Origin of the sequence: Parasphingorhabdus sp. (assembly GCF_036964565.1) — a bacterium.
Classification (GTDB): Bacteria; Pseudomonadota; Alphaproteobacteria; order Sphingomonadales; family Sphingomonadaceae; genus Parasphingorhabdus.
Window position 1 is genome coordinate 16107 of the sequence record NZ_JBALTN010000014.1, and the last position, 19364, is coordinate 35470.

Consider the following 19364-nt stretch of genomic DNA (forward strand, 5'->3'; position numbering starts at 1 on the left):
CTCACACGACCGCCAAATGGATGCGGCGAAATGAGCCGTCCGGATCTCGACATAGTCGAGACACTGGATGCTCTGGACTTAGACGCGTTGTTTGGAATTTGGAAGAAAAATTATGGCTCCCCGCCGCCATTGCGTTCTCCCACACTGTTCCGACTTATGCTTGCGTGGCGCATACAGGCTTCAATCCAGGGTGGTCTCGGGCCTTTGACGCGGAAAGAACTCGCGCGCGCACCTGCACCCAAAGCAGAAGGTTTGTCACTCGGTATCGGCACCAAACTGGGGCGTATTTGGAAGGGCCGAATGGTTGAAGTCGAAGTTACCGAAAACGGTTTCAGCCATGATGGTGAAATTTATGACAGCCTATCAGCCGCTGCCACTGCGATTGCGGGTACGCGCTGGAACGGACCGCGATTCTTCGGGCTTCGTGAGCCCAAGGTATGAAGCCTGAGCCAAAATCTTGTGCAATTTACACAAGGAAAAGCACTGAAAACGGTTTGGAGCAAGATTTCAACAGCCTTGATGCTCAGCGCGAAGCAGGAGAGGCTTTTATCAAAAGCCAGGCGAGCGAAGGCTGGAAGCTGTTACCTGATCGTTATGACGATGGCGGCTATTCAGGCGGTTCAATGGAACGCCCTGCGTTGAAACGCTTGCTTGCAGATATTGCTCTGGGAAAGATAGACGTTGTGGTCGTTTACAAGATCGATCGACTGACCCGCAGCCTGGCTGACTTCGCTCGCATGGTTGAAACATTCGATCGTCATGAAATGAGCTTTGTCAGCGTTACCCAATCATTCAATACAACCAGCAGCATGGGACGCCTTACCCTCAATGTGTTAATCTCCTTCGCGCAGTTTGAGCGCGAAGTGACGGGTGAACGCATCCGCGACAAGATAGCCGCCTCAAAGGCCAAAGGCCTGTGGATGGGAGGAACGCTGCCGCTTGGCTACGACAAACCCGGTACCGACCGCATATTGAAAGTCAACAATGGCGAAGCGTGCGTTGTCAGGGAGATATTTAAGATCTATCTTGAAGTTCGTTCTGTTCATGCCCTCGAGCGAGTGTTGAACGAACGCGGGGTTATTTCCAAAGTCCGAGTTACGAAAAAAGGCAAAACACTGGGTGGGCAAGGCGCGATTGGGCACCCGGTTATCCGGTCTGTCCACGGAGATATCTGATGCTCTCGATGAGACTGCCAAAGAGATATTGAACCACCTGTCGAAAGTTTATGCCGATCTCGAAGCGCTTGGCGCATGTTTGCCGAACAAAACAATCCATGATCTTCGACATAAATTGAACGCTTCGATTGTGGAAATTGCAAAGCATTTTCCTGATCTATGGGGTCGCGTCGTGGAAGTGCATCCGGAGCTAATTCAAGCTTTGGAACAGGGCAAACGGTCATTCGATCTTACAGGTCGCAAGATATCGAGGACGGTAAAATTGCCGCACCCTTAACGAGTTTGCCGATGGTTGGTCCTTCTTCCATCGGCGCGTCCGTGCGGTTTGGGTTTTCCGCACGGACGAAAATTCGCGATTGTAGCCACAACTCGCGGAAAGCCGCCGCTTCGAACTTTTGCTCGGAGCGGCGGTGTCACTTAGAAGTTCACCACATTGCGGTTGAAGGGTTCGGAAGTTCCGCCGCCACCGCCGCCGCTGGTCCCGAGCGACACCCCTGTATTCTTTGCGATCGCCTGCAGCCAACTTACCAATTGGTCTGTCTGATAATTGATGGTGTTGACCACCGGCGTTTGGTCGATCGAGAACGGTGTGTCCCGGTCCACCGCAAGCGACCCGCTGGCTTTTTCTTAAACAGATCCAGCGCCTTATCAATCGCACTAGCGGAAGCTTTGAATTTTGTCTCAGCCGATTGCGCCGCTGAACGAATATCACGTTCAAACTTCGCGGTTGCGCCGTTTTCGTCATATTGGAGTTGCAGGAAAGCGGGAAACTGAGTGGTCTGTGACATAGGGTCTATCCCTTTTAATTGTCTGCCACAACGGGAATTGCATAGCCTATTTTCGGCCAGAAACCAACAAATTTGAACTGTAACTTGTAACTATTCGATACCCATGAATAGCGGCAAGGCGCGAAAAACGGGGTCCCCCAGCGCATAGGGAACAAAGATTGAACAGGTAGGACCCGTGAAACGCCAGCGCTCAACGCTCAGCGTTGGAGATTTTCAGCAGATAGGAAACAAATGAAGCGCAAGCTCCAAACATGAAGACCGCCTCCGCCTCATCTACATTGGCTTCTCCTTCGAAAACCAAAGCGTGGCGAATGCCTTGTTGGTCCGACGTGTACCCGTAAAGTTTGTTAAGCGCATCCTGAAGGGCCTGGTGCTTTAGATGACCTTTATTGCCGAGTTCACTCAATGCAGTTTTTAGCATTCGTGTGCCGGGAGCGGCATTTAATGCGGCGGACTCCACGGCAGTTATGCTTTCTCTAATTGAGCCTGCCCAGTCCCCATCTCGAAGCATTTTGGCACTTCTGTTCAAATGACTCTTTACACCTTGCGCATCGGTCAATTGGATTTCGGCAAATGCAGTCTCTGCCCCTTGAATTTCATGTTCATCCGAGATTGGAAGAATGAATCGTCCAACAAAGCGATAAGCCGATCGACATTCTATCAATACATTGGGTAGCTCATACCGCAGATCAAACGGACATGAGTCATGGTTACGGATGAATTCTATGAAATCCAAAATCAAATTGTACGGCGATTCCACTACCAGCGATCTCACGACTTGTAATGTGTCGTGAAACCCAAAGGAGTTTGTGAGAAAGAATTCATTGTCAGCTTTAATACACCATTCTTCCCACATCTGTGTCCAGTCGGGTCCGAAATAAGAACCAACTTTTTCGCCGAGAACCGAGTCTCTAACGAGTTTCCATATTCTTGCTCTGACATGGTTGTCGATCTCGCCAAGGACCATTTGCGGAGGGATATCGGCCAAACCGTGGCGTTGCGAAAAAGAGAGATCTGCATCACTCATGCAGCACTACTCCGCGTCATCGCCAGTTGCATCTTTGAGACCCCGCTGAATTCGAGCAGTCAGGACAAACAGGAATTGCCCAAGCGCTTCAGCGAATTCTACCGATTGCCGTGCTTCTTCCTGCGTTACATGCGGCCTGTCTTTGTCAGCATGTCGCGGTCGGTTAGCTCCTAACCGCACCGAATGAGCCCAATCAGCCATGCCCTGTGTGATAATATTTTGAGCTAATGCCTCATTGATGCGATTGTACACACTGCCGGTCTCCAAACCCATCTCTTTGAGCATACTGTCCACAGCGCTGCCAGCCATCACCGCGGCAGCGTCAGGTGCATCAAGGGAGCTATATGCCTGATCCAAAAATATACGAGCTGACTCAGGTAAATCTTGGTGCGCGCTAGTCCCATCCGGGAAAATGGCAACGATCGTTGGCTGGCCTGCTCCGCCCCATCCAGACATTCCCTTGGCTGTTACCATCGATCCGCAATTTGTACATGCATGGACTGCCCAAAACGAAGCAGCAGCACCGTCTCCCCTCGTAACAGCCTTCCCTGAATGGAAAACTTGCGGCAAAAGTGGCTGAGCAACTGCACAATGCGGACATCGCGATAGCTTAAGGTAATCACTGATTCTCTGATCGCCGGAATGTTTGAGAAGTGTGCTCACTTTCTATATCCCCATCAATGCTCTGCCTAGTGAGGGACAAAATGAGGGACGCGATCGCCCTTCCCTTCTTTTTTCGGCAGAAATCTAGGCAAATGTGGAGGACACGGAGGGATTCGAACCCTCGAAGCCCGTAAAGGCTTGTCTCCTTAGCAAGGAGGTGGTTTCAGCCGCTCACCCACGTGTCCACGCAGCTTGGCTAGAGATGGCGCTATAACGTTGCAAGGCGCACGCTGCAACGGGAAAAATGGACAGCCTTGCATGGGTCCGGAAAAATACCGATCGCGCGGTTCCGGCGCAGGGACTCGCACTGCCGCAGAATCGACTCAGTTCGTCGTGCGTTCATTGCACGGTCATGTCCAACAGACGAGAGCCGTTACTGGCTGGTAATGGGAAGGGAGTTAACCCATGTTACCCTTGTGCACGAAGAAGATACTGGGAATATTTGCGGCAATGGCGCTCGCCACTGCACCATCCCTGTCGCCGGCCTATGCCCAGGTCCAGAATGTCGATCCGAATGACGCGATCGACGCCGATCTGGCCGCGCCCGACTATGACGGCAATTTCGATCCGGCCAATGCCAATCCGGCGACCGTGAACAACGCACCGGTCGACAGCGATCTCAACGCGGACATCGTCACGCCCTATGATTCATCGCCCAGCGCCGCCACCGGCACGCCGGTCGATGACAGCACCACCTATCAGGACGACGACCTGATCGGCGCCGCCGAAGGGGTGTTCGGCAAGGGCGCGAAGGGCCTGGCCGAAGTGATCGAGGATATTCTGAAGAAGCAGGGGCGGCCCAACGCCTATATCGCCGGCCGCGAGGCCAGCGGCGCGTTCATCGTCGGCTTGCGCTACGGATCGGGCAAGCTCTACCACAAGATCGAGGGCGAGCGGCCGGTCTACTGGACCGGGCCGTCGATCGGCTTCGATGTCGGCGGCAATGCGGCGAACACCTTCGTTCTGGTCTATAATCTCTACGACAGCGAAGACCTGTATCAGCGCTTCCCGGCGGGCGAAGGCGCGGCCTATTTCATCGGCGGCTTCCACGTCAGCTACCTGCGCAGCGGCGACAAGGTGCTGATCCCTGTGCGGCTGGGCGCGGGTCTCCGGCTCGGGGCCAATGTCGGCTATATGAAATTCAGCAAGAAGCAGCAGTGGCTGCCGTTCTGATCGGGTGATAGACCGCCGTCCTCGCGGATAGCCGAAGCTTGCCGCAGTAAATGACGCTTTTTCTCCGTCAGTGGTGAGCTTGTCGACCCACGCTTCCCGCCGCTAAGCGTCCTTCGACAGGCTCGGGACTAACGGTCCTTTGCGCCAAAAAGGGGACCTGAACCCAGCGCGGCAATCCACATCGGCCCTCTGGTTGCCGTTCATCATGGTTTCCGAAGGTTCGCTTGGTCGCTTCAGGCCAGCGCCCGGACCTGTTCCATCCGCGCCAGATAGCGCGCCAATATGTCGATTTCCAGATTGACGGTCTGCCCCGGCTCCAGTTCGCCGAGCGTGGTGACCTGCGCCGTATGCGGTATGATGTTGAGCGTGAACTGGGTGCCCGTGTCCGTGTCGGAGACCGCGTTTACCGTCAGCGACACGCCGTCGACCGTGATCGACCCCTTGGCCGCGACATAGGGCGCCAGCTCCGCAGCCACCCGGATCACCACTTCGCGGGAATCGCCGGCAGCCGTGCAGGAAACGACCTGCCCGACCCCGTCGACATGACCGGTGACAATATGCCCGCCCAGTTCGTCGCCGACCTTCAGCGCCCGCTCCAGATTGATCGCCCGGCCGGCGGCAAACAGTCCCTCCGCCGTGCACGACAGCGTCTCGCCCGAAACGTCGACCGCAAACCAGCCGGTGCCCTTGTCGACGACCGTCAGGCACACCCCCGAGCAGGCGATCGACGCCCCCGTGTCGACGCTGCCCATGTCGTAGCCGCTTTTGATTGTCACGCGCAGATCACCGCGCTGATCGACCGATTCGATGGTGCCGATATCCGAAACAATGCCTGTGAACATGGACGATCCTATTTGCTGTGAATGAAGCCGAACCTAGGCGGCGCGGTCATATATCTCAAGCATATCCTGACCCAGCGCGCGCTGGTCGACCCGCCGCCACTGGCCGTGCGCGGCGCCCAGCTTTTCCAGCCCGATATCGGCAACGCCCGGCAGGCCGCCGCCGATGATGATCGGCGCGCGATAGAGCAGCAGCCGGTCGACCAGGCCCGCCTGCAGGAACGAAGCCGCCGTTCTGGCACCGCCTTCGACCAGCAGCCAGTTGACATCGGGCAGCTCGGCAATCGCTTCCGTGCGGTCGATCTGCAGCCAGTGCGCCGGCAGCTCCTTGTCGCTGCCCAGCACCACCGGTTGCGGCGAACGGTCGGCCAGTCCGTCGAGCCGCACGTCCAGCCCCGGGCGGTCCGCTCGGGCGGTGCCGGCGCCCACCAGGATCGCATCGTTGCGCGCCCGCTCCAGATGGGCATGCGCACGGGCGCGGTCGCCGGTGATCCACTGGCTCGAGCCATCGGCGATGGCAATGCAGCCATCCAGCGACAGCGCCAGTTTCAGCGTCACAAACGGACGCCCTTTTTCGAGGCGGCAGAGGAAACCGGCCATCGCGCGGCGGGCCTCCCGTTCCCGGATCCCCACCGAGACCGGAATGCCGGCGTCGCCCAGCCGGTCGATCCCCCGCCGCCGGGTGCGCTCGTCGGCATCCAGCGTCGCGACGATCACCCGGCTCGGCCTGGCCTCGATAATCGCAAGGCTGCAGGTCGGTCCGCGCGTGCTTTGGTGGGCACAGGGTTCCATGGTCACATATATGTCGGCGCCCTTGGCCGATGCTCCCGCCTGCGCCAGCGCCATTTCCTCGGCATGGGGTCGTCCGCCCGGCTGGGTCCAGCCGCGTCCCAGGATGACGCCATGCTTGACGATGAGGCAGCCGACATTGGGGTTGGCAGCGGTGCGTCCGCGACCCCGCTGCGACAATTCCAGCGCCGCCGCCATATAGCGGGCGTCGCCGGCTCCGGTCAGCATTGCAGTCCGGCTGGCCGCTCCACTTCGACATCGCCGCGCGCTGCGCGGGCGGCTTCGGCTTCGCGTTCGATCTGCTCGACGTCCATGCCCGACATCCGCCCCAGTTCCTTCATCGCCTCGCGCCGTTCCTGTTCCAGCTTGTCCTTCAGGCACTGAACCTCCCAGCGGTCCTGGAGGATTTCCTCGTCGGTCCGGTCGGTCGTCCAGTTTTCGACATAGATCACTTCCTGCGGCACGTAGGTGTAGGTGTTGACCTTCGGATCGAGGTAGAAAAGGAACAGAATGAACGCGGTACAGGCGAAGGCCAGCAGCGCGGGAACCAGGCGCTCGCCCGGTTCGCTCTGGCGAAAGACAGCGATCAGGTCGCCAAAACCGCCGCTCACCGATGCATCTTTTAACATTCCCATGCCGCTCAAATAGTGCGGCCGCGTCCGGATGACCAGCCCTTCCCGCAAATTTGCGCGGGAAACACCCGGCGGGTCACCCGGATCACCGGTCAGCTGTTGATTTCAAAGCGGACTTTCAGCGTCAGCCAGCTTTCCACCGGCGTTCCGTCCCTGGTTGCCGGTTCGAACCGCCAGCTGCGCAGCGCCTGCTTGCGGGTTGCCAGCCAGAAATCCTCGTGCGGCGAATCGATCAGTTCGATCTGCTTGACCCGGCCATCGCTTCCGACCAGTACCCGGACACTGACCACGCCCTCGGCTTCGCGGCGCAACTGGCCGGTCGGATAGGCGGGCTGGAACTGCGCGGCATAGCGATTGTTCAGCCGGGCATCGACGATCACCGGGTCCGGCGTGATCCTGATCGGTTCGATCGGGATGAACCCGTCCGTTCCCGACGACCCCGCGCCGATGCTGAATTCAGCGTAATTGCTCTCCGGGACGCCGGAATTGGTGCCAATATCCACCGCAGGACGCTGCGGCAGCTTTTGCAGCTTCTCGCCGGCCGGCTTGGTTTCGGGCTCCTTGTCCTCGATCACCGGCTCGGGCGGCTGGGGCTTCGCTATCGGAATGGCGGTAAACGGCCCGTTGAACCGGTCCGGCACCTCTATTCCCGGCATCGCGATCACTGCGGCAATGATGACCGCGTGAACCCCGCCGGCCAGCAGCAGGCCCTTTGAGCGGGGCGTGTTGTTTTCGTAGACTGAAACATAGCTCATGATCATATCCTCTCAACCATCCTCGACAATGGCGGAGGGGCCCGTGCCCGTTTGGCTATCTGGCCTCTCGCCGATTGTAATGTTATACCATTACATCAAGCGTTGCAAACAATCTGTTCACGCCCCCTCGCCCGCCCGGCAGCGGCTGTCAGGCGGCGGCCTGGGCCAGTCTTGCGAGGGCAGCCTGCTTGCCGATCAGGGGCAGCAAGGCGTTCATGTCCGGACCGTGGTCTAGGCCGGTCAGCGCCTGTCGCAGCGGCATGAACAGCGGCTTTCCCTTCCGTCCGGTCGCCTCCTTGAGCGCCTCGGTCAGGGTTTTCCAGAGCGCATCGGAAGCCTCCAATCCCTCCAATTCTGCATGGGCGTCCGACAGGAATGCCTTGTCTTCGGGCGGCATTTCGGGCGCGGAAACCGGACCCGTCACCACCTGCCACCATTGATCGACATCGCCCATGTCGTGCAGGTTCGGCCGGATCACCGCCCACGCCGCCGCATCCATCGCCTCGGGCAGCCGGTCTTTCACCGCCGGATAGTCGAGCAGATGCACGATCTTCTGGTTGAGCTGCGCCAGCTCCTCTTCGTCGAACCGTGCCGGCGCGCGGCCAAAACGGGCAAAATCGAAGGTCGCGACCAGCATGTCCACATCGGCGATCGGCTCGACCGGGTCGCTCGTCCCGATCCGCGCCAGCAGAGCGATGATCGCCTGCGGCTCGATATGTTTCTCGCGAAAGGCGCTGACCCCCAGCGATCCCAGCCGCTTGGAAAGCTTGCCCTCGGTACCGACCAGCAGGGCTTCATGCGCGAACGCCGGGGGCTCCGCACCCAGCGCGTGGAACATCTGGATCTGCACCGCCGTGTTGGCGACATGGTCCTCGCCGCGCACCACATGGGTGATTCCCATGTCGACATCATCGATGGCCGAAGGCAGCATATAGAGCCAGCTGCCGTCTTCCCGCCGAATGACGGGGTCGGACAGCAGCGCCGGATCGAAATGCTGCTCGCCGCGAATGCGGTCGGCCCAGGTGATCGGACTGTCGTGATCGAGCTTGAAGCGCCAATGCGGCTTGCGCCCCTGCGCTTCCAGGTCGGCTTGCTGGGCATCGGTCAGATCGAGTGCCGCGCGGTCGTAAATCGGGGGCTTGCCGCGGCCAAGCTGGATCTTGCGCTTCAGGTCCAGTTCCTGGGCGGTCTCATAAGCTGGATAGGCCCGCCCCGCGGCTTTCAGCTTGCCGAATTCTTCCTCGTAGCGGGCGAAGCGCACCGACTGTCTTTGTTCGTCGTCCGCGGCCAGCCCCAACCACGCCAGATCCGCACGGATTGCCTCGACATATTCCTCTTTCGAGCGCTCGGCATCCGTATCATCAAGCCGCAAAAGGAATGTGCCGCCCTCTTTGCGGGCGAACATCCAGTTGTGCAGCGCGGTGCGGATATTGCCGACATGAAGATGGCCCGTCGGGGACGGAGCGAAGCGGGTTCTGATGGTCATACGGTCCTGAATGCATTGGTGATCGGATAGCGCCGGTCACGGCCAAAATTGCGGGTGCCCAGCTTGACCCCGGGCGGCGCCTGACGCCGCTTGTACTCGGCAATATAGAGCAACCGCTCGATCCGCACCACCGTTTCCCGGTCAAATCCCCGGCCCACCAGGTCATTGACCGACAGTTCCTCCTCGATCAGGCCATGCAGCAACGGGTCCAGGATTTCATAATCGGGCAGGCTGTCGCTGTCCTTCTGGTCGTCGCGCAGCTCCGCACTGGGCGGCTTGCTGATCACCCGTTCCGGCATCACCGGTCCATCGGGGCCAAGACCGAGACTAGGCTTGTTGCTGTTGCGCCATCTGGAAAGCTTGAACACGGTCAGCTTATAGGCGTCCTTGAGCACCGAATAGCCCCCCGCCATATCGCCATAAATGGTGGCATAGCCGACGCTCATCTCGCTCTTGTTGCCGGTGGTCAGCAGCATGTGCCCGAACTTGTTCGACAGCGCCATCAGCGTGACCCCGCGAATCCGCGACTGGATATTTTCTTCGGTGATATCGACAGTGCGGTCGGCAAAACTGTCCTCCAGCATCGCGTCGAAACCCTCGACCGCCGGATTGATCGGGATCGTGTCCAGCCGCGTGCCCAGCATTTCGGCGCAGCCCTCGGCGTCATCCAGGCTGTCCTGCGAGGTGAAGCGCGATGGCATCATCACGTTCCATACCCGGTCCGCACCCAGCGCGTCCACCGCAACGGCCGCAGAAAGCGCGCTGTCGATGCCGCCCGACAGGCCGAGGATCACACCGGGGAACCGGTTGCGGTTTACATAGTCGCGCAGACCAACGATCATCGCATTGTAGATATCGGCAGGATGATCATCGAGCTGATGAATGTCGCCGGGCGCACAGGTCCACCGGCCGTCGGCGCGCGTCCAGTGGGTGTCGACTATTGTCTCGTCCCAGTCGGGCAGCTGGTGCATCAGGGCCGCGTCGCCGTTGAGCACGAAACTGGCGCCATCAAAGACAATCTCGTCCTGGCCGCCAACCCGGTTCAGGAACAGCATGGGAATCCCGGTTTCCTCGACCCGGCGCGTCGCGACCTGACCGAGACGCTTGTCGTCCTTTTCCACTTCATAGGGGCTGCCGTGGACCGAGATAAACAGATCCGTGCCCCGCGATTTTAGATGTTCGCACACCGCCGGCAACCAGACATCCTCGCATATTGGCAGGCCGATCTTGCAGCCCTTGAAATCGATCGGGTCGGACAAGGGGCCGGACGCAAACAATCGCTTTTCGTCAAAGGTGCCGTAGTTAGGCAATTCCACCTTGTAGCGGGTGGCCCTGACATGCCCGCCCTCAAGCAGCGCGACGCCGTTATAGAGCTTTCCATCCTCGCGAAAAATCGATCCGACCAGCATCGCCGGCCCCGGCCCGGCGGTTGCCGCCGCCAGCCGGTTCAGTTCCGCTTCCGCCCGCTCCCAAACGGCCGGCTTCAGCACCAGATCCTCCGGCGGATATCCAATTAGCTGCAATTCGGGAAAAACGATCAGGTCGCTGTCCGGAGAGCCGCCATGGGCTGCAATCATTGCATCGGCATTGCCGCGCAGATCGCCGACGCTTTGCGTCAGTTGCGCCATGGTGATGGTCAAGCGGTCGGTCATGGCGCTCTGATAGAAAGCCGCAATGGGAGGGGCAATCGAAATTAACGCAAATACGGTCTTTTGATTTGGCAGCCACCTGTCTAACAGGGTCACGAAATTGTCATGGGGTGCCGCTGGCGAGTCTTGCGGACTACTGTATCGGGGAACGCAATATGAAACTCATGTCCGGCAACAGCAACCTGCCGCTCGCCACGGCAATCGCAGACTATCTCGGCATCTCGCTGACCGACGCCAGCGTCAAGCGCTTTGCCGATGACGAGATTTTCATCGAGATCCACGAAAATGTGCGCGGCGAGGATGTGTTTGTCGTCCAGTCGACCAGTCACCCCGTAAATGACAATCTGATGGAATTGCTGATCAGCATTGACGCGCTGCGCCGCGCGTCGGCCAAGCGCATCACCGCCGTCATTCCCTATTTCGGCTATGCCCGTCAGGACCGCAAGCCCGGCCCGCGCACACCTATCTCGGCCAAGCTGGTCGCCAATCTGATTACCGAAGCGGGTGCCGACCGGGTATTGACCGTCGATCTCCACGCTGGCCAGATCCAGGGGTTTTTCGATATTCCGACCGACAATCTCTATGGTGCGCCGGTGATCAGCGAAGATATCAAATCGCGCCACGGCGACAAGGATATCATGGTCGTATCGCCCGATGTCGGCGGCGTGGTCCGCGCCCGGGCGCTGGCGAAGCGGCTGGACAACGCGCCGCTGGCGATCGTCGACAAGCGCCGCGAACGCGCCGGCGTCTCGGAGGTGATGAATATCATCGGTGATGTCGAGGGCCGCTTCTGCGTCATGATCGACGACATTGCCGACAGCGCCGGTACTTTGTGCAATGCCGCCGATGCCCTGATCGCGGCCGGCGCAACCGATGTCGCCGCCTATATCACCCACGGCGTGCTGTCGGGCAAGGCGGTGGAACGGGTCAACAATTCGTCGCTGCGCAAATTGATCATCACCGACACGATCAAGGCTCCGCAATCGGCGCTGAATTCGGAAAGGATCCGGATCCTTCCAATCGCACCATTGCTGGGCGAAGCGATCAAACGCATCGCGGATGAAAGCTCGGTGAGCAGCCTGTTCGACTAGTCACGACGAAATGTCCTCCAACCGGAGACGGCAATGCCCAGTTTTGAGCTTCTGCTGAAATATCGCATGCACATCGCTCTGCTGGCGATCGCCATCTCCCTGTTCGCCTGGATCACGGAGTGGGCGGACTGGGTCTATGTCTGTCCCTACTGCCGCTTGCAAAGGACGGTCATCGGGCTGCTTGGCTTGCTGCTGATGGTCAACCCGATGCACTGGCTGAACCGGTGGATTGCCTCCATCCTGGCGATATTGGGAGCGATCGTCGCCGGCATGCAGCATTTCAACGGCTGGAAGAAAATCATGGCCGGGGAATTTTCCTGGGGCGAATATTGGTATGCCAATGCCTGGGTCCTGTCCGGCTGCGCCCTGTTCATCATCACCGGCCTGATCCTCTATCTCTGGGCCTGGCGACCCGCCACAAGGAAAACCGACCCGCTATGACTCCCAAGGACATCGATCTCGCGCAGAAACTCGCCGACGCCGCCGGCGAAGCCATCCGCCCATTCTACCGGGCAAAATTCGAACAGGAAGCCAAGGGCGATGCCAGCCCCGTGACCGAGGCCGACCGCGCGGCGGAGGCGGCGATGCGTGCCATCATCGAAGCCGAGCGCCCCGATGACGGCATCATCGGCGAGGAATATGGCCCACGCAACGAAGGCGCGTCCCGGCAATGGGTGCTCGATCCGATCGACGGCACCACCAGCTTCATCGCCGGGCGGCCGATCTTCGGCACCCTGATCGCGCTGATGCAGGACGGCTTTCCGCTGATCGGTATCATAGACCAGCCGATTGGCAGGGAGCGCTGGATTGGCGTGGTGGGTCGCCCGACAACCTTTAACGGTCAGCCGGCAAAATCGGCGCGCTGCCGCGAGTTGAAGGATGCCGTCCTTGCCACGACCACGCCGCACCAGTTTGACGAACATGATGCCGACCATTTCATGGGTCTGGCCGGCAAGGTCGCGCCGCGCAAGATCATCTATGGCGGCGACTGCTACAATTACGGCCTGGTCGCCAGCGGCCATGTCGATGTGGTCTGCGAAGCGGGCCTGAAGCTGCATGATTTCGCCGCCCTCGCCCCGATTGTTGACGGCGCCGGCGGGATGATGTGCGACTGGAACGGCGAGCCGCTGCACGCCGAATCCGATGGCCATGTGCTGGCGATCGGTGACCAGGCGCGGGTCGACGATGTGCTGGAGGCGATTGCCTGCCATCATTGACGGCATCGTACCGCAATAATCCTTGCAATTCCGGCGAATCCCGCTAAAGCCGCCGTTCCGATGTGACGCACTGGCCAGTGTTGGGCTGCCACATGTGTCCGTAAAGGTACCATCTAGAGGAGACCAAAATGCCCAAGTTGAAGACCAAAAGTGGTGTGAAGAAACGCTTCAAGATCACCGCAACCGGTAAGGTCAAGCACGGCGTAGCCGGCAAGCGCCACCGTTTGATGAGCCATAACAGCAAATATATCCGCCAGAACCGCGGCACCAAGAAATTGTGTGATGCGGATGCTCGGACAGTCAAGAAATGGGCGCCATACGGCCTGGGCTAAGCCCGCCGCAGCGACTCTCTAACTTACAGGATATAGAATATGGCACGTGTAAAACGGGGTACGACCACTCGTACAAAACATAAGAGATTATTGGTTCAGGCGAAGGGCTATTATGGCCGTCGCAAGAACACCATCCGCATCGCGCGGCAGGCCGTCGAAAAAGCCGGTCAATATGCCTATCGCGACCGCAAGGTCAAGAAGCGGGCTTTCCGCGCGCTCTGGATCCAGCGTATCAATGCTGCGGTACGCGCCGAAGGCTTGACCTATGGCGTCTTCATCCACGGCACCAAGCTGGCCGGGATTGAGCTGGACCGTAAAGTGATGGCCGACCTGGCGATGAATGAACCCGCTGTGTTTAGCGGCATCATCAAACAGGCGCAGGATGCCCTGGCGAAAGCCTAAGCATTTTCAGACATTCAAGAAAGCGCCGGGGAGCAATCTCGCGGCGCTTTTTTATTGGGTTTTTCACAGGGCTTGCTAGACCGGCACCGAGATCAAACGGGACATTATCATGAGCGACATCGACGCGATCAGGGACAGATATCTGGAGCAGATTGACGCTGCATCCGACGGTGACGCGCTGGAGGAGATCCGCTTGGCCACGCTGGGCAAGAAGGGCGAAATCTCGCTACTGCTCAAAACCCTTGGCCAGATGACACCGGAAGAGCGCCAGGAACAGGGTCCGAAAATCAACGGCGCGCGGCAGGCGGTTGCAGATGCGCTCACCAACCGCAAGGATGCGATGGAAACGGCGGCTCTGGACGCCAAGCTCGCGACCGAAAAACTCGACCTGACTTTGCCTGCACCTTCGGCGCCGAAGGGCAGCATCCATCCGGTGTCGCAAGTGATGGACGAACTGGCTGAAATATTCGCCGATCTCGGCTTTTCCGTAGCCACCGGACCCGAGATCGAGGACGACTGGCACAATTTCACCGCGCTCAACATTCCGGACACCCATCCGGCGCGGGCGATGCACGACACATTCTATTTTCCGCAGACCGATGACATCGGCATGCCGAAACTGCTGCGCACCCACACGTCCCCCGTGCAGATCCGCACCATGATGGATGTTGCCAGGCAGACTGAGGGTGCTGGCGAACCGATCTACATTATCGCTCCAGGCCGCACCTATCGCTCGGACAGTGATGCCACCCATACGCCGATGTTCCACCAGGTCGAGGGCCTGGTGATCGACAAAGGCATTCATATGGGCCATCTCAAATGGACGCTGGAGACGTTCCTCGGCGCCTATTTCGAGCGTGATGATATTGAGCTGCGCCTGCGCCCGAGCTATTTTCCGTTCACCGAGCCATCGGCGGAAGTCGATCTGGGTTTTTCGGTTGAAAATGGTCGGCGAATCATCGGCGGTGATCCGCATGGGCCCAATGGCGGCTGGATGGAGCTACTGGGTTCCGGCATGGTCCATCCCAATGTCATCCGCAATTGCGGGCTGGATCCGGATGTCTGGCAGGGCTTTGCCTTTGGCTGCGGGATCGACCGGCTGGCGATGCTGAAATATGGCATGGACGACCTGCGCGCCTTCTTCGACGGCGATCTGCGCTGGGCCGATCACTACGGTTTCAACGCGCTGGATGTTCCGACGCTGAGCGGAGGAGTGGGCGCATGAAATTTTCCCTGTCCTGGCTGAAAGCGCATCTCGAAACCGATGCAAGCGCCACCGAGATCGCCGAGAAACTGACCAGCATTGGCCTGGAAATCGAGGGAATCGAAAATCCGGCAGATGCGTTGCGCCCGTTCCGCGTGGCCAAAGTCCTCGAAGCGGCGCCGCATCCGAATGCCGACAAGTTGCAATTGCTTAAAGTTGATGATGGTGCCGCGGAACCGTGGCAGGTGGTGTGCGGGGCGCCGAACGCGAAGGCCGGGATGATCGGCGTTTTCGGACCTCCGGGAACCTATATTCCGGGCAGCGATTTCACGCTGAAACCCGCGAAAATCCGGGATGTAGAGAGTTTCGGCATGATGTGCAGCTACCGCGAGCTGGAGCTGGGCGACGACCATGACGGAATCATCGAACTGCCAGAAAATGCTGCCGCTAAAGTTGGCACCAGCTACGCCGACTATGCCGGGCTCGACGATCCGGTGTTCGATGTCTCGATCACCCCCAACCGCCAGGACTGCATGGGCGTCCGCGGAATTGCGCGCGATCTCGCGGCGGCGGGTCTTGGCATATTGAAGCCATTGGACATCGCCACCATCGCCCGCACCGGCAGTGGCCCGGATGTCCGCACCGACGATGCCGACGGCTGCCCCGCTTTCCACGCTTGCACGGTCAAAGGCGTGAGCAATGGCGTATCGCCGGCCTGGATGCAGGCGCGGCTGAAATCGGCCGGTCAGAAGCCGATCAACACATTGGTCGATATCACCAACTATGTGATGCTCGATCACGGGCGGCCCCTGCATGTCTATGATGTCCACAAGCTCGCTGGCGGTCTGGTTGCCCGCAAGGCGAAGCCGGGCGAGACCGTGCTCGCGCTCAACGACAATGAATACACGCTCGACGAGAGCATGACCGTGATTGCCGATGACAATGGCGCCCATGATATTGGCGGCATCATGGGTGGTGCGAACACCGGTTCGGACCAGGACACGACCGAGGTGCTGATCGAATGCGCCTATTTTACCCCCGAGAATATAGCCAGGACCGGCCAGAAGCTGATGCTGACCAGCGACGCGCGGCAGCGGTTCGAACGCGGCGTTGATCCGGCCTTCCTCGACGATGGCATCGAAATCGCGACCGCGCTCGTCCTCGACCTGTGCGGCGGCACCGCCAGCGCCATCACCCGCGCCGGAACGCCGCCTGCCGAGCCGCGCACCGTCGCCTATGATCCGGCGCAATGCCTCGCGCTCGGCGGGATTGATGTCGCTGCTGATCGGCAGCAGACGATCCTCAGGGCGCTGGGTTTCACCATTGCCGATGACTGGACCATCACCATTCCGACCTGGCGCCGCGATGTGCAGGGCTGGCAGGATATTGTCGAGGAAATCATCCGCATCGAAGGTCTCGACACGATTCCGTCGACCCCGCTGCCCCGCAAACCCGGTGTCGCCACGCCTACCGCCTCGCCGGAACAGCTGGCCGAGCGCAAGGCGCGACGCGCTGCCGCGGCGCGCGGGCTGAACGAGGTGGTCAACTGGAGCTTCATTTCCGAAAAGGAAGCCGCGCCGGTCGGCGGCGGCACATGGGCGCTGGCCAATCCGATCAGCGAGGATCTGAAGGTGATGCGGCCAAGCCTGCTGCCCGGGCTGATTGCCGCTGCCAGGCGCAACAGCGCGCGCGGCGCAGCGTCGATCCGGCTCTTCGAGGTCGGCCGCCGCTATCTCGAAAGCAGCGAACATCCGACCATCGGTCTGGTGCTGACCGGCGAGAAGTCGGCGCGCAGCTGGCAGGGCGGCGCGGCGAGCAGGTTCGACGCCTATGACGCCAAGGCGGAGGTGCTGGCGATCCTCGAGGCGGCCGGTGCGCCTGTCGACAAGCTGATGGATTTCGGCTTTGATGATTCTGGGCACGGCAATGCCTATCACCCCGGCCAGTCCGGCACGCTGCGGCTTGGCCCGAAGAAGATTTTGGCCGCTTATGGCGCGCTACACCCCTCGGTCACCAAGGCGCTGGGCCTGAAGGGCGCAGCGGTCGGCGCGGAGATTTTCCTCGAAGCGATTCCGCTGAAGAAGAAAGCGGGCCATATGCGCGACGCCTTTGCGCCGCCGGCGCTACAGGCGGTGACCCGAGACTTTGCCTTCATCGTCGACGCCGCCCTGCCCGCGGATGATCTGGTGCGCGCGGTCAAGGGCGCGGACAAGAAGCTGATCACCGATGCGCGGATTTTCGATCTGTTCGAGGGGCCGAGCGTCGGTGAGGGGAAGAAGTCGCTGGCGGTGGAAGTGACGCTGCAGCCGACGGACGCTACCCTGACCGAAGACGATCTGAAGGCGCTTTCGGACAAGGTCGTTGCCAGTGCCGGCAAATTGGGTGCGCAATTGAGGGGCTAGTCTTAGCAAATGATTGCAGCTTTAGCTGCACCCGAATTCTTTTGGTTTCACGCGAAGCCGCGAAGGCGCAAAGAATTAGCGGTTATCAGAAACTCTTCGTGTCTTCGCGGCTTCGCGTGACAAATTTGGACTACAACTCCCGCTGCGCGGGAAAGAAAAGTGAAGAAAAATGAGCAAACCACGCCGCACATTCGCGATCATCTCCCACCCCGATGCGGGCAAGACGACGCTGACCGAGAAGCTGCTGCTGAAAGGCGGCGCGATCCATCTGGCGGGCGAGGTCAAGGCGCGGGGTGATAACCGGCGGGCGCGGTCGGACTGGATGAAGATCGAGCAGCAGCGCGGGATTTCGGTGACCTCAAGCGTCATGACCTTCGAGCGCAATGGCATTGTCTTCAACCTGCTCGACACGCCGGGCCATGAGGATTTTTCCGAGGACACCTATCGCACGCTGACCGCGGTCGACAGCGCGATCATGGTGATCGACGCCGCGAGCGGGATCGAGGCGCAGACGCTGAAGCTGTTCGAGGTCTGCCGGATGCGCAGCGTGCCGATCATCACTTTCGTCAACAAGGTCGACCGCGAAGGCCGCGATCCGTTCGAGCTGCTCGACGAGGTCGCCGACAAGCTGGCGCTGGACGTCTGCCCGATGAGTTGGCCGACCGGCATGGGCGGGCAGTTCGAGGGCGTCTATGACCTGCAGCGCAACCAGCTGCACCAGCCGACCGGCAGCAGCAAGCAATATGACGGCGTGACCCAGCAATTTGCGGGTCTCGATGATCCGAAGCTGGCCGAAGCTCTGAGCGCAGCCGCGCTGGAGCGGCTGACCAGCGAAGGCGAGTTGGCGCAGGGCGGCTATAGCGGCTTTGATCTCGAGGCCTATCAGAACGGTGACCTGACCCCGGTCTATTTCGGCTCCGCGCTCAAGCAGTTCGGGGTGGAGGAGCTGATCGACGCGATTGCCGACTATGCCCCCAGCCCCCGCCCGCAACCGGCCGAACCGGCGCCGATTGATCCGGAAAGCGACGATGTCACCGGATTCATTTTCAAGATCCAGGCGAATATGGACCCGCAGCACCGCGACCGGATTGCCTTCATGCGATTGTGTTCGGGCGAGTTCAAGCGGGGGATGAAGCTGACACCTTCGGGCCTCGGCAAGCCGATCGCGATCCACTCGCCGATCCTGTTCTTCGCGCAGGACCGCGAAATTGCCGACACGGCGGAACCGGGCGATATCATCGGCATCCCCAATCACGGCACGCTGCGCGTGGGCGACACATTGTCCGAGAAGAACCAGGTCCGGATCACCGGCCTGCCCAATTTTGCCCCGGAAATCCTGCGCCGGGTGATCCTGCGCGATCCGACCAAGACCAAGCAGCTGCGCAAGGCGCTGGATGACCTGTCGGAAGAGGGCGTGGTCCAGGTCTTCTATCCCGAGCTCGGCGCCAACTGGATCATCGGTGTGGTCGGGCAGCTGCAGCTCGAGGTATTGGTATCGCGGCTGGAGGCGGAATATAAGGTCGACGCCTATCTGGAACAGGCGCCGTTCGAAACCGCACGCTGGATCAGCGGTGAAGACGCGACGCTAAACGCCTTTGCCAATATCAACCAGAGTTCGCTGGCCCGCGACCGCGACGACAATCTGGTGTTCCTCGCCAAGTCGGCCTGGGATGTCGGTTATCAGGAAGAGCGCAATCCTGACCTAAAGTTCAGCACGACACGCGAGCGCTAATCCCCTAA

The 19364-nt window shown here is 59.9% G+C and carries 20 protein-coding genes and 1 tRNA gene; 11 read left to right on the top strand and 10 right to left on the bottom strand.

Annotated features, from left to right (window positions below):
• Positions 1-30 precede the first annotated feature (30 nt).
• Together V7650_RS16305 and V7650_RS16310 are read left to right on the top strand one after the other, a co-directional pair.
• Complete coding sequence (locus V7650_RS16305) at positions 31-441, top strand: DUF2924 domain-containing protein (protein WP_335657273.1); 411 nt, start codon at positions 31-33, stop codon at positions 439-441.
• The gene (locus V7650_RS16310) at positions 438-1175 is read left to right on the top strand and encodes a recombinase family protein (RefSeq protein WP_335657274.1); all 738 of its coding nucleotides are present in this window, start codon (positions 438-440) and stop codon (positions 1173-1175) included. Before V7650_RS16305 ends, V7650_RS16310 begins: the two co-directional genes overlap by 4 nt.
• 417 nt (positions 1176-1592) lie before the next feature.
• Here the strand turns inward: V7650_RS16310 and V7650_RS16315 are convergent, their stop codons facing one another.
• The 4 genes from V7650_RS16315 to V7650_RS16330 form a co-directional block, all read right to left on the bottom strand.
• Positions 1593-1778, bottom strand: coding sequence for a hypothetical protein (locus V7650_RS16315; RefSeq protein ID WP_335657275.1), 186 nt, complete (start codon positions 1776-1778; stop codon positions 1593-1595).
• Between the two features lie 375 nt (positions 1779-2153).
• Positions 2154-2990 (bottom strand): AbiJ-NTD4 domain-containing protein, encoded by an 837-nt coding sequence (locus tag V7650_RS16320; protein WP_335657276.1) that lies wholly within the window; start codon positions 2988-2990, stop codon positions 2154-2156.
• Between the two features lie 6 nt (positions 2991-2996).
• Positions 2997-3464, bottom strand: a complete 468-nt coding sequence (locus tag V7650_RS16325) for a DUF4145 domain-containing protein (RefSeq protein ID WP_335657277.1) — start codon at positions 3462-3464, stop codon at positions 2997-2999.
• 284 nt (positions 3465-3748) lie between these two features.
• Positions 3749-3838 (bottom strand) — tRNA-Ser (locus tag V7650_RS16330).
• A 220-nt stretch (positions 3839-4058) separates the two neighbouring features.
• On the opposite strand from V7650_RS16330, the gene V7650_RS16335 reads away from it, so the two are divergent.
• A complete protein-coding gene (locus V7650_RS16335) occupies positions 4059-4826 on the top strand; it encodes a DUF1134 domain-containing protein (RefSeq protein ID WP_442955321.1) in 768 nt (255 codons plus the stop codon).
• A gap of 233 nt (positions 4827-5059) precedes the next feature.
• Here V7650_RS16335 and V7650_RS16340 read toward each other — a convergent pair whose 3' ends face one another.
• The 6 genes from V7650_RS16340 to V7650_RS16365 all read right to left on the bottom strand — a co-directional run bounded on the left by V7650_RS16340 (position 5060) and on the right by V7650_RS16365 (position 10979).
• Positions 5060-5668, bottom strand: coding sequence for a riboflavin synthase (locus V7650_RS16340; RefSeq protein WP_335657278.1), 609 nt, complete (start codon positions 5666-5668; stop codon positions 5060-5062).
• A 33-nt stretch (positions 5669-5701) separates the two neighbouring features.
• Positions 5702-6682: a bifunctional diaminohydroxyphosphoribosylaminopyrimidine deaminase/5-amino-6-(5-phosphoribosylamino)uracil reductase RibD gene (gene ribD, locus V7650_RS16345; protein ID WP_335657279.1), complete on the bottom strand. Its 981-nt coding sequence runs from the start codon at positions 6680-6682 to the stop codon at positions 5702-5704.
• Entirely contained in the window at positions 6676-7083 is a 408-nt protein-coding gene (locus tag V7650_RS16350; protein WP_335657280.1) for a hypothetical protein, read from the bottom strand. The genes ribD and V7650_RS16350 overlap by 7 nt, the downstream gene beginning before the upstream one ends.
• A 95-nt stretch (positions 7084-7178) precedes the next feature.
• Entirely contained in the window at positions 7179-7841 is a 663-nt protein-coding gene (locus tag V7650_RS16355) for an energy transducer TonB (protein ID WP_335657281.1), read from the bottom strand.
• Positions 7842-7989: 148 nt separating this feature from the next.
• Complete coding sequence (gene gltX / locus V7650_RS16360) at positions 7990-9327, bottom strand: glutamate--tRNA ligase (protein WP_335657282.1); 1338 nt, start codon at positions 9325-9327, stop codon at positions 7990-7992.
• Entirely contained in the window at positions 9324-10979 is a 1656-nt protein-coding gene (locus V7650_RS16365) for an NAD+ synthase (protein WP_335657283.1), read from the bottom strand. Before V7650_RS16365 ends, gltX begins: the two co-directional genes overlap by 4 nt.
• 152 nt (positions 10980-11131) lie before the next feature.
• Between V7650_RS16365 and V7650_RS16370 the strand changes: the two genes are divergently transcribed.
• From V7650_RS16370 to V7650_RS16405, 8 genes are all read left to right on the top strand, one after another.
• Entirely contained in the window at positions 11132-12067 is a 936-nt protein-coding gene (locus tag V7650_RS16370) for a ribose-phosphate pyrophosphokinase (protein WP_335657284.1), read from the top strand.
• 33 nt (positions 12068-12100) lie between these two features.
• Positions 12101-12508 carry a hypothetical protein gene (locus V7650_RS16375; RefSeq protein ID WP_335657285.1) on the top strand — a complete coding sequence of 136 codons (408 nt, stop codon included), beginning with the start codon at positions 12101-12103 and terminating at the stop codon, positions 12506-12508.
• Positions 12505-13284, top strand: a complete 780-nt coding sequence (hisN, locus tag V7650_RS16380) for a histidinol-phosphatase (RefSeq protein ID WP_335657286.1) — start codon at positions 12505-12507, stop codon at positions 13282-13284. Before V7650_RS16375 ends, hisN begins: the two co-directional genes overlap by 4 nt.
• A 128-nt stretch (positions 13285-13412) precedes the next feature.
• On the top strand, positions 13413-13616 hold the full coding sequence (rpmI, locus tag V7650_RS16385) for a 50S ribosomal protein L35 (RefSeq protein WP_066741203.1): 204 nt from the start codon (positions 13413-13415) through the stop codon (positions 13614-13616).
• A gap of 39 nt (positions 13617-13655) precedes the next feature.
• Positions 13656-14018 carry a 50S ribosomal protein L20 gene (rplT, locus tag V7650_RS16390; protein WP_335657287.1) on the top strand — a complete coding sequence of 121 codons (363 nt, stop codon included), beginning with the start codon at positions 13656-13658 and terminating at the stop codon, positions 14016-14018.
• A gap of 109 nt (positions 14019-14127) precedes the next feature.
• On the top strand, positions 14128-15243 hold the full coding sequence (gene pheS, locus V7650_RS16395) for a phenylalanine--tRNA ligase subunit alpha (RefSeq protein WP_335657288.1): 1116 nt from the start codon (positions 14128-14130) through the stop codon (positions 15241-15243).
• Positions 15240-17624 carry a phenylalanine--tRNA ligase subunit beta gene (gene pheT, locus V7650_RS16400; protein WP_335657289.1) on the top strand — a complete coding sequence of 795 codons (2385 nt, stop codon included), beginning with the start codon at positions 15240-15242 and terminating at the stop codon, positions 17622-17624. Before pheS ends, pheT begins: the two co-directional genes overlap by 4 nt.
• Before the next feature lie 169 nt (positions 17625-17793).
• A complete protein-coding gene (locus V7650_RS16405) occupies positions 17794-19356 on the top strand; it encodes a peptide chain release factor 3 (protein WP_335657290.1) in 1563 nt (520 codons plus the stop codon).
• The last annotated feature ends 8 nt before the right edge of the window (positions 19357-19364 follow it).

Coding starts and splice junctions, on each gene's coding strand:
- V7650_RS16405 (WP_335657290.1), top strand. CDS start 17,794: ATGAGCAAACCACGCCGCACATTCGCGATCATCTCCCACCCCGATGCG.
- V7650_RS16325 (WP_335657277.1), bottom strand. CDS start 3,464: ATGGTAACAGCCAAGGGAATGTCTGGATGGGGCGGAGCAGGCCAGCCA.
- V7650_RS16370 (WP_335657284.1), top strand. CDS start 11,132: ATGAAACTCATGTCCGGCAACAGCAACCTGCCGCTCGCCACGGCAATC.
- V7650_RS16355 (WP_335657281.1), bottom strand. CDS start 7,841: ATGAGCTATGTTTCAGTCTACGAAAACAACACGCCCCGCTCAAAGGGC.
- V7650_RS16365 (WP_335657283.1), bottom strand. CDS start 10,979: ATGACCGACCGCTTGACCATCACCATGGCGCAACTGACGCAAAGCGTC.
- V7650_RS16350 (WP_335657280.1), bottom strand. CDS start 7,083: ATGTTAAAAGATGCATCGGTGAGCGGCGGTTTTGGCGACCTGATCGCT.
- rpmI (WP_066741203.1), top strand. CDS start 13,413: ATGCCCAAGTTGAAGACCAAAAGTGGTGTGAAGAAACGCTTCAAGATC.
- V7650_RS16335 (WP_442955321.1), top strand. CDS start 4,059: ATGTTACCCTTGTGCACGAAGAAGATACTGGGAATATTTGCGGCAATG.
- V7650_RS16375 (WP_335657285.1), top strand. CDS start 12,101: ATGCCCAGTTTTGAGCTTCTGCTGAAATATCGCATGCACATCGCTCTG.
- V7650_RS16320 (WP_335657276.1), bottom strand. CDS start 2,990: ATGAGTGATGCAGATCTCTCTTTTTCGCAACGCCACGGTTTGGCCGAT.
- V7650_RS16310 (WP_335657274.1), top strand. CDS start 438: ATGAAGCCTGAGCCAAAATCTTGTGCAATTTACACAAGGAAAAGCACT.
- ribD (WP_335657279.1), bottom strand. CDS start 6,682: ATGCTGACCGGAGCCGGCGACGCCCGCTATATGGCGGCGGCGCTGGAA.
- gltX (WP_335657282.1), bottom strand. CDS start 9,327: ATGACCATCAGAACCCGCTTCGCTCCGTCCCCGACGGGCCATCTTCAT.
- V7650_RS16340 (WP_335657278.1), bottom strand. CDS start 5,668: ATGTTCACAGGCATTGTTTCGGATATCGGCACCATCGAATCGGTCGAT.
- pheT (WP_335657289.1), top strand. CDS start 15,240: ATGAAATTTTCCCTGTCCTGGCTGAAAGCGCATCTCGAAACCGATGCA.
- pheS (WP_335657288.1), top strand. CDS start 14,128: ATGAGCGACATCGACGCGATCAGGGACAGATATCTGGAGCAGATTGAC.
- rplT (WP_335657287.1), top strand. CDS start 13,656: ATGGCACGTGTAAAACGGGGTACGACCACTCGTACAAAACATAAGAGA.
- hisN (WP_335657286.1), top strand. CDS start 12,505: ATGACTCCCAAGGACATCGATCTCGCGCAGAAACTCGCCGACGCCGCC.
- V7650_RS16305 (WP_335657273.1), top strand. CDS start 31: ATGAGCCGTCCGGATCTCGACATAGTCGAGACACTGGATGCTCTGGAC.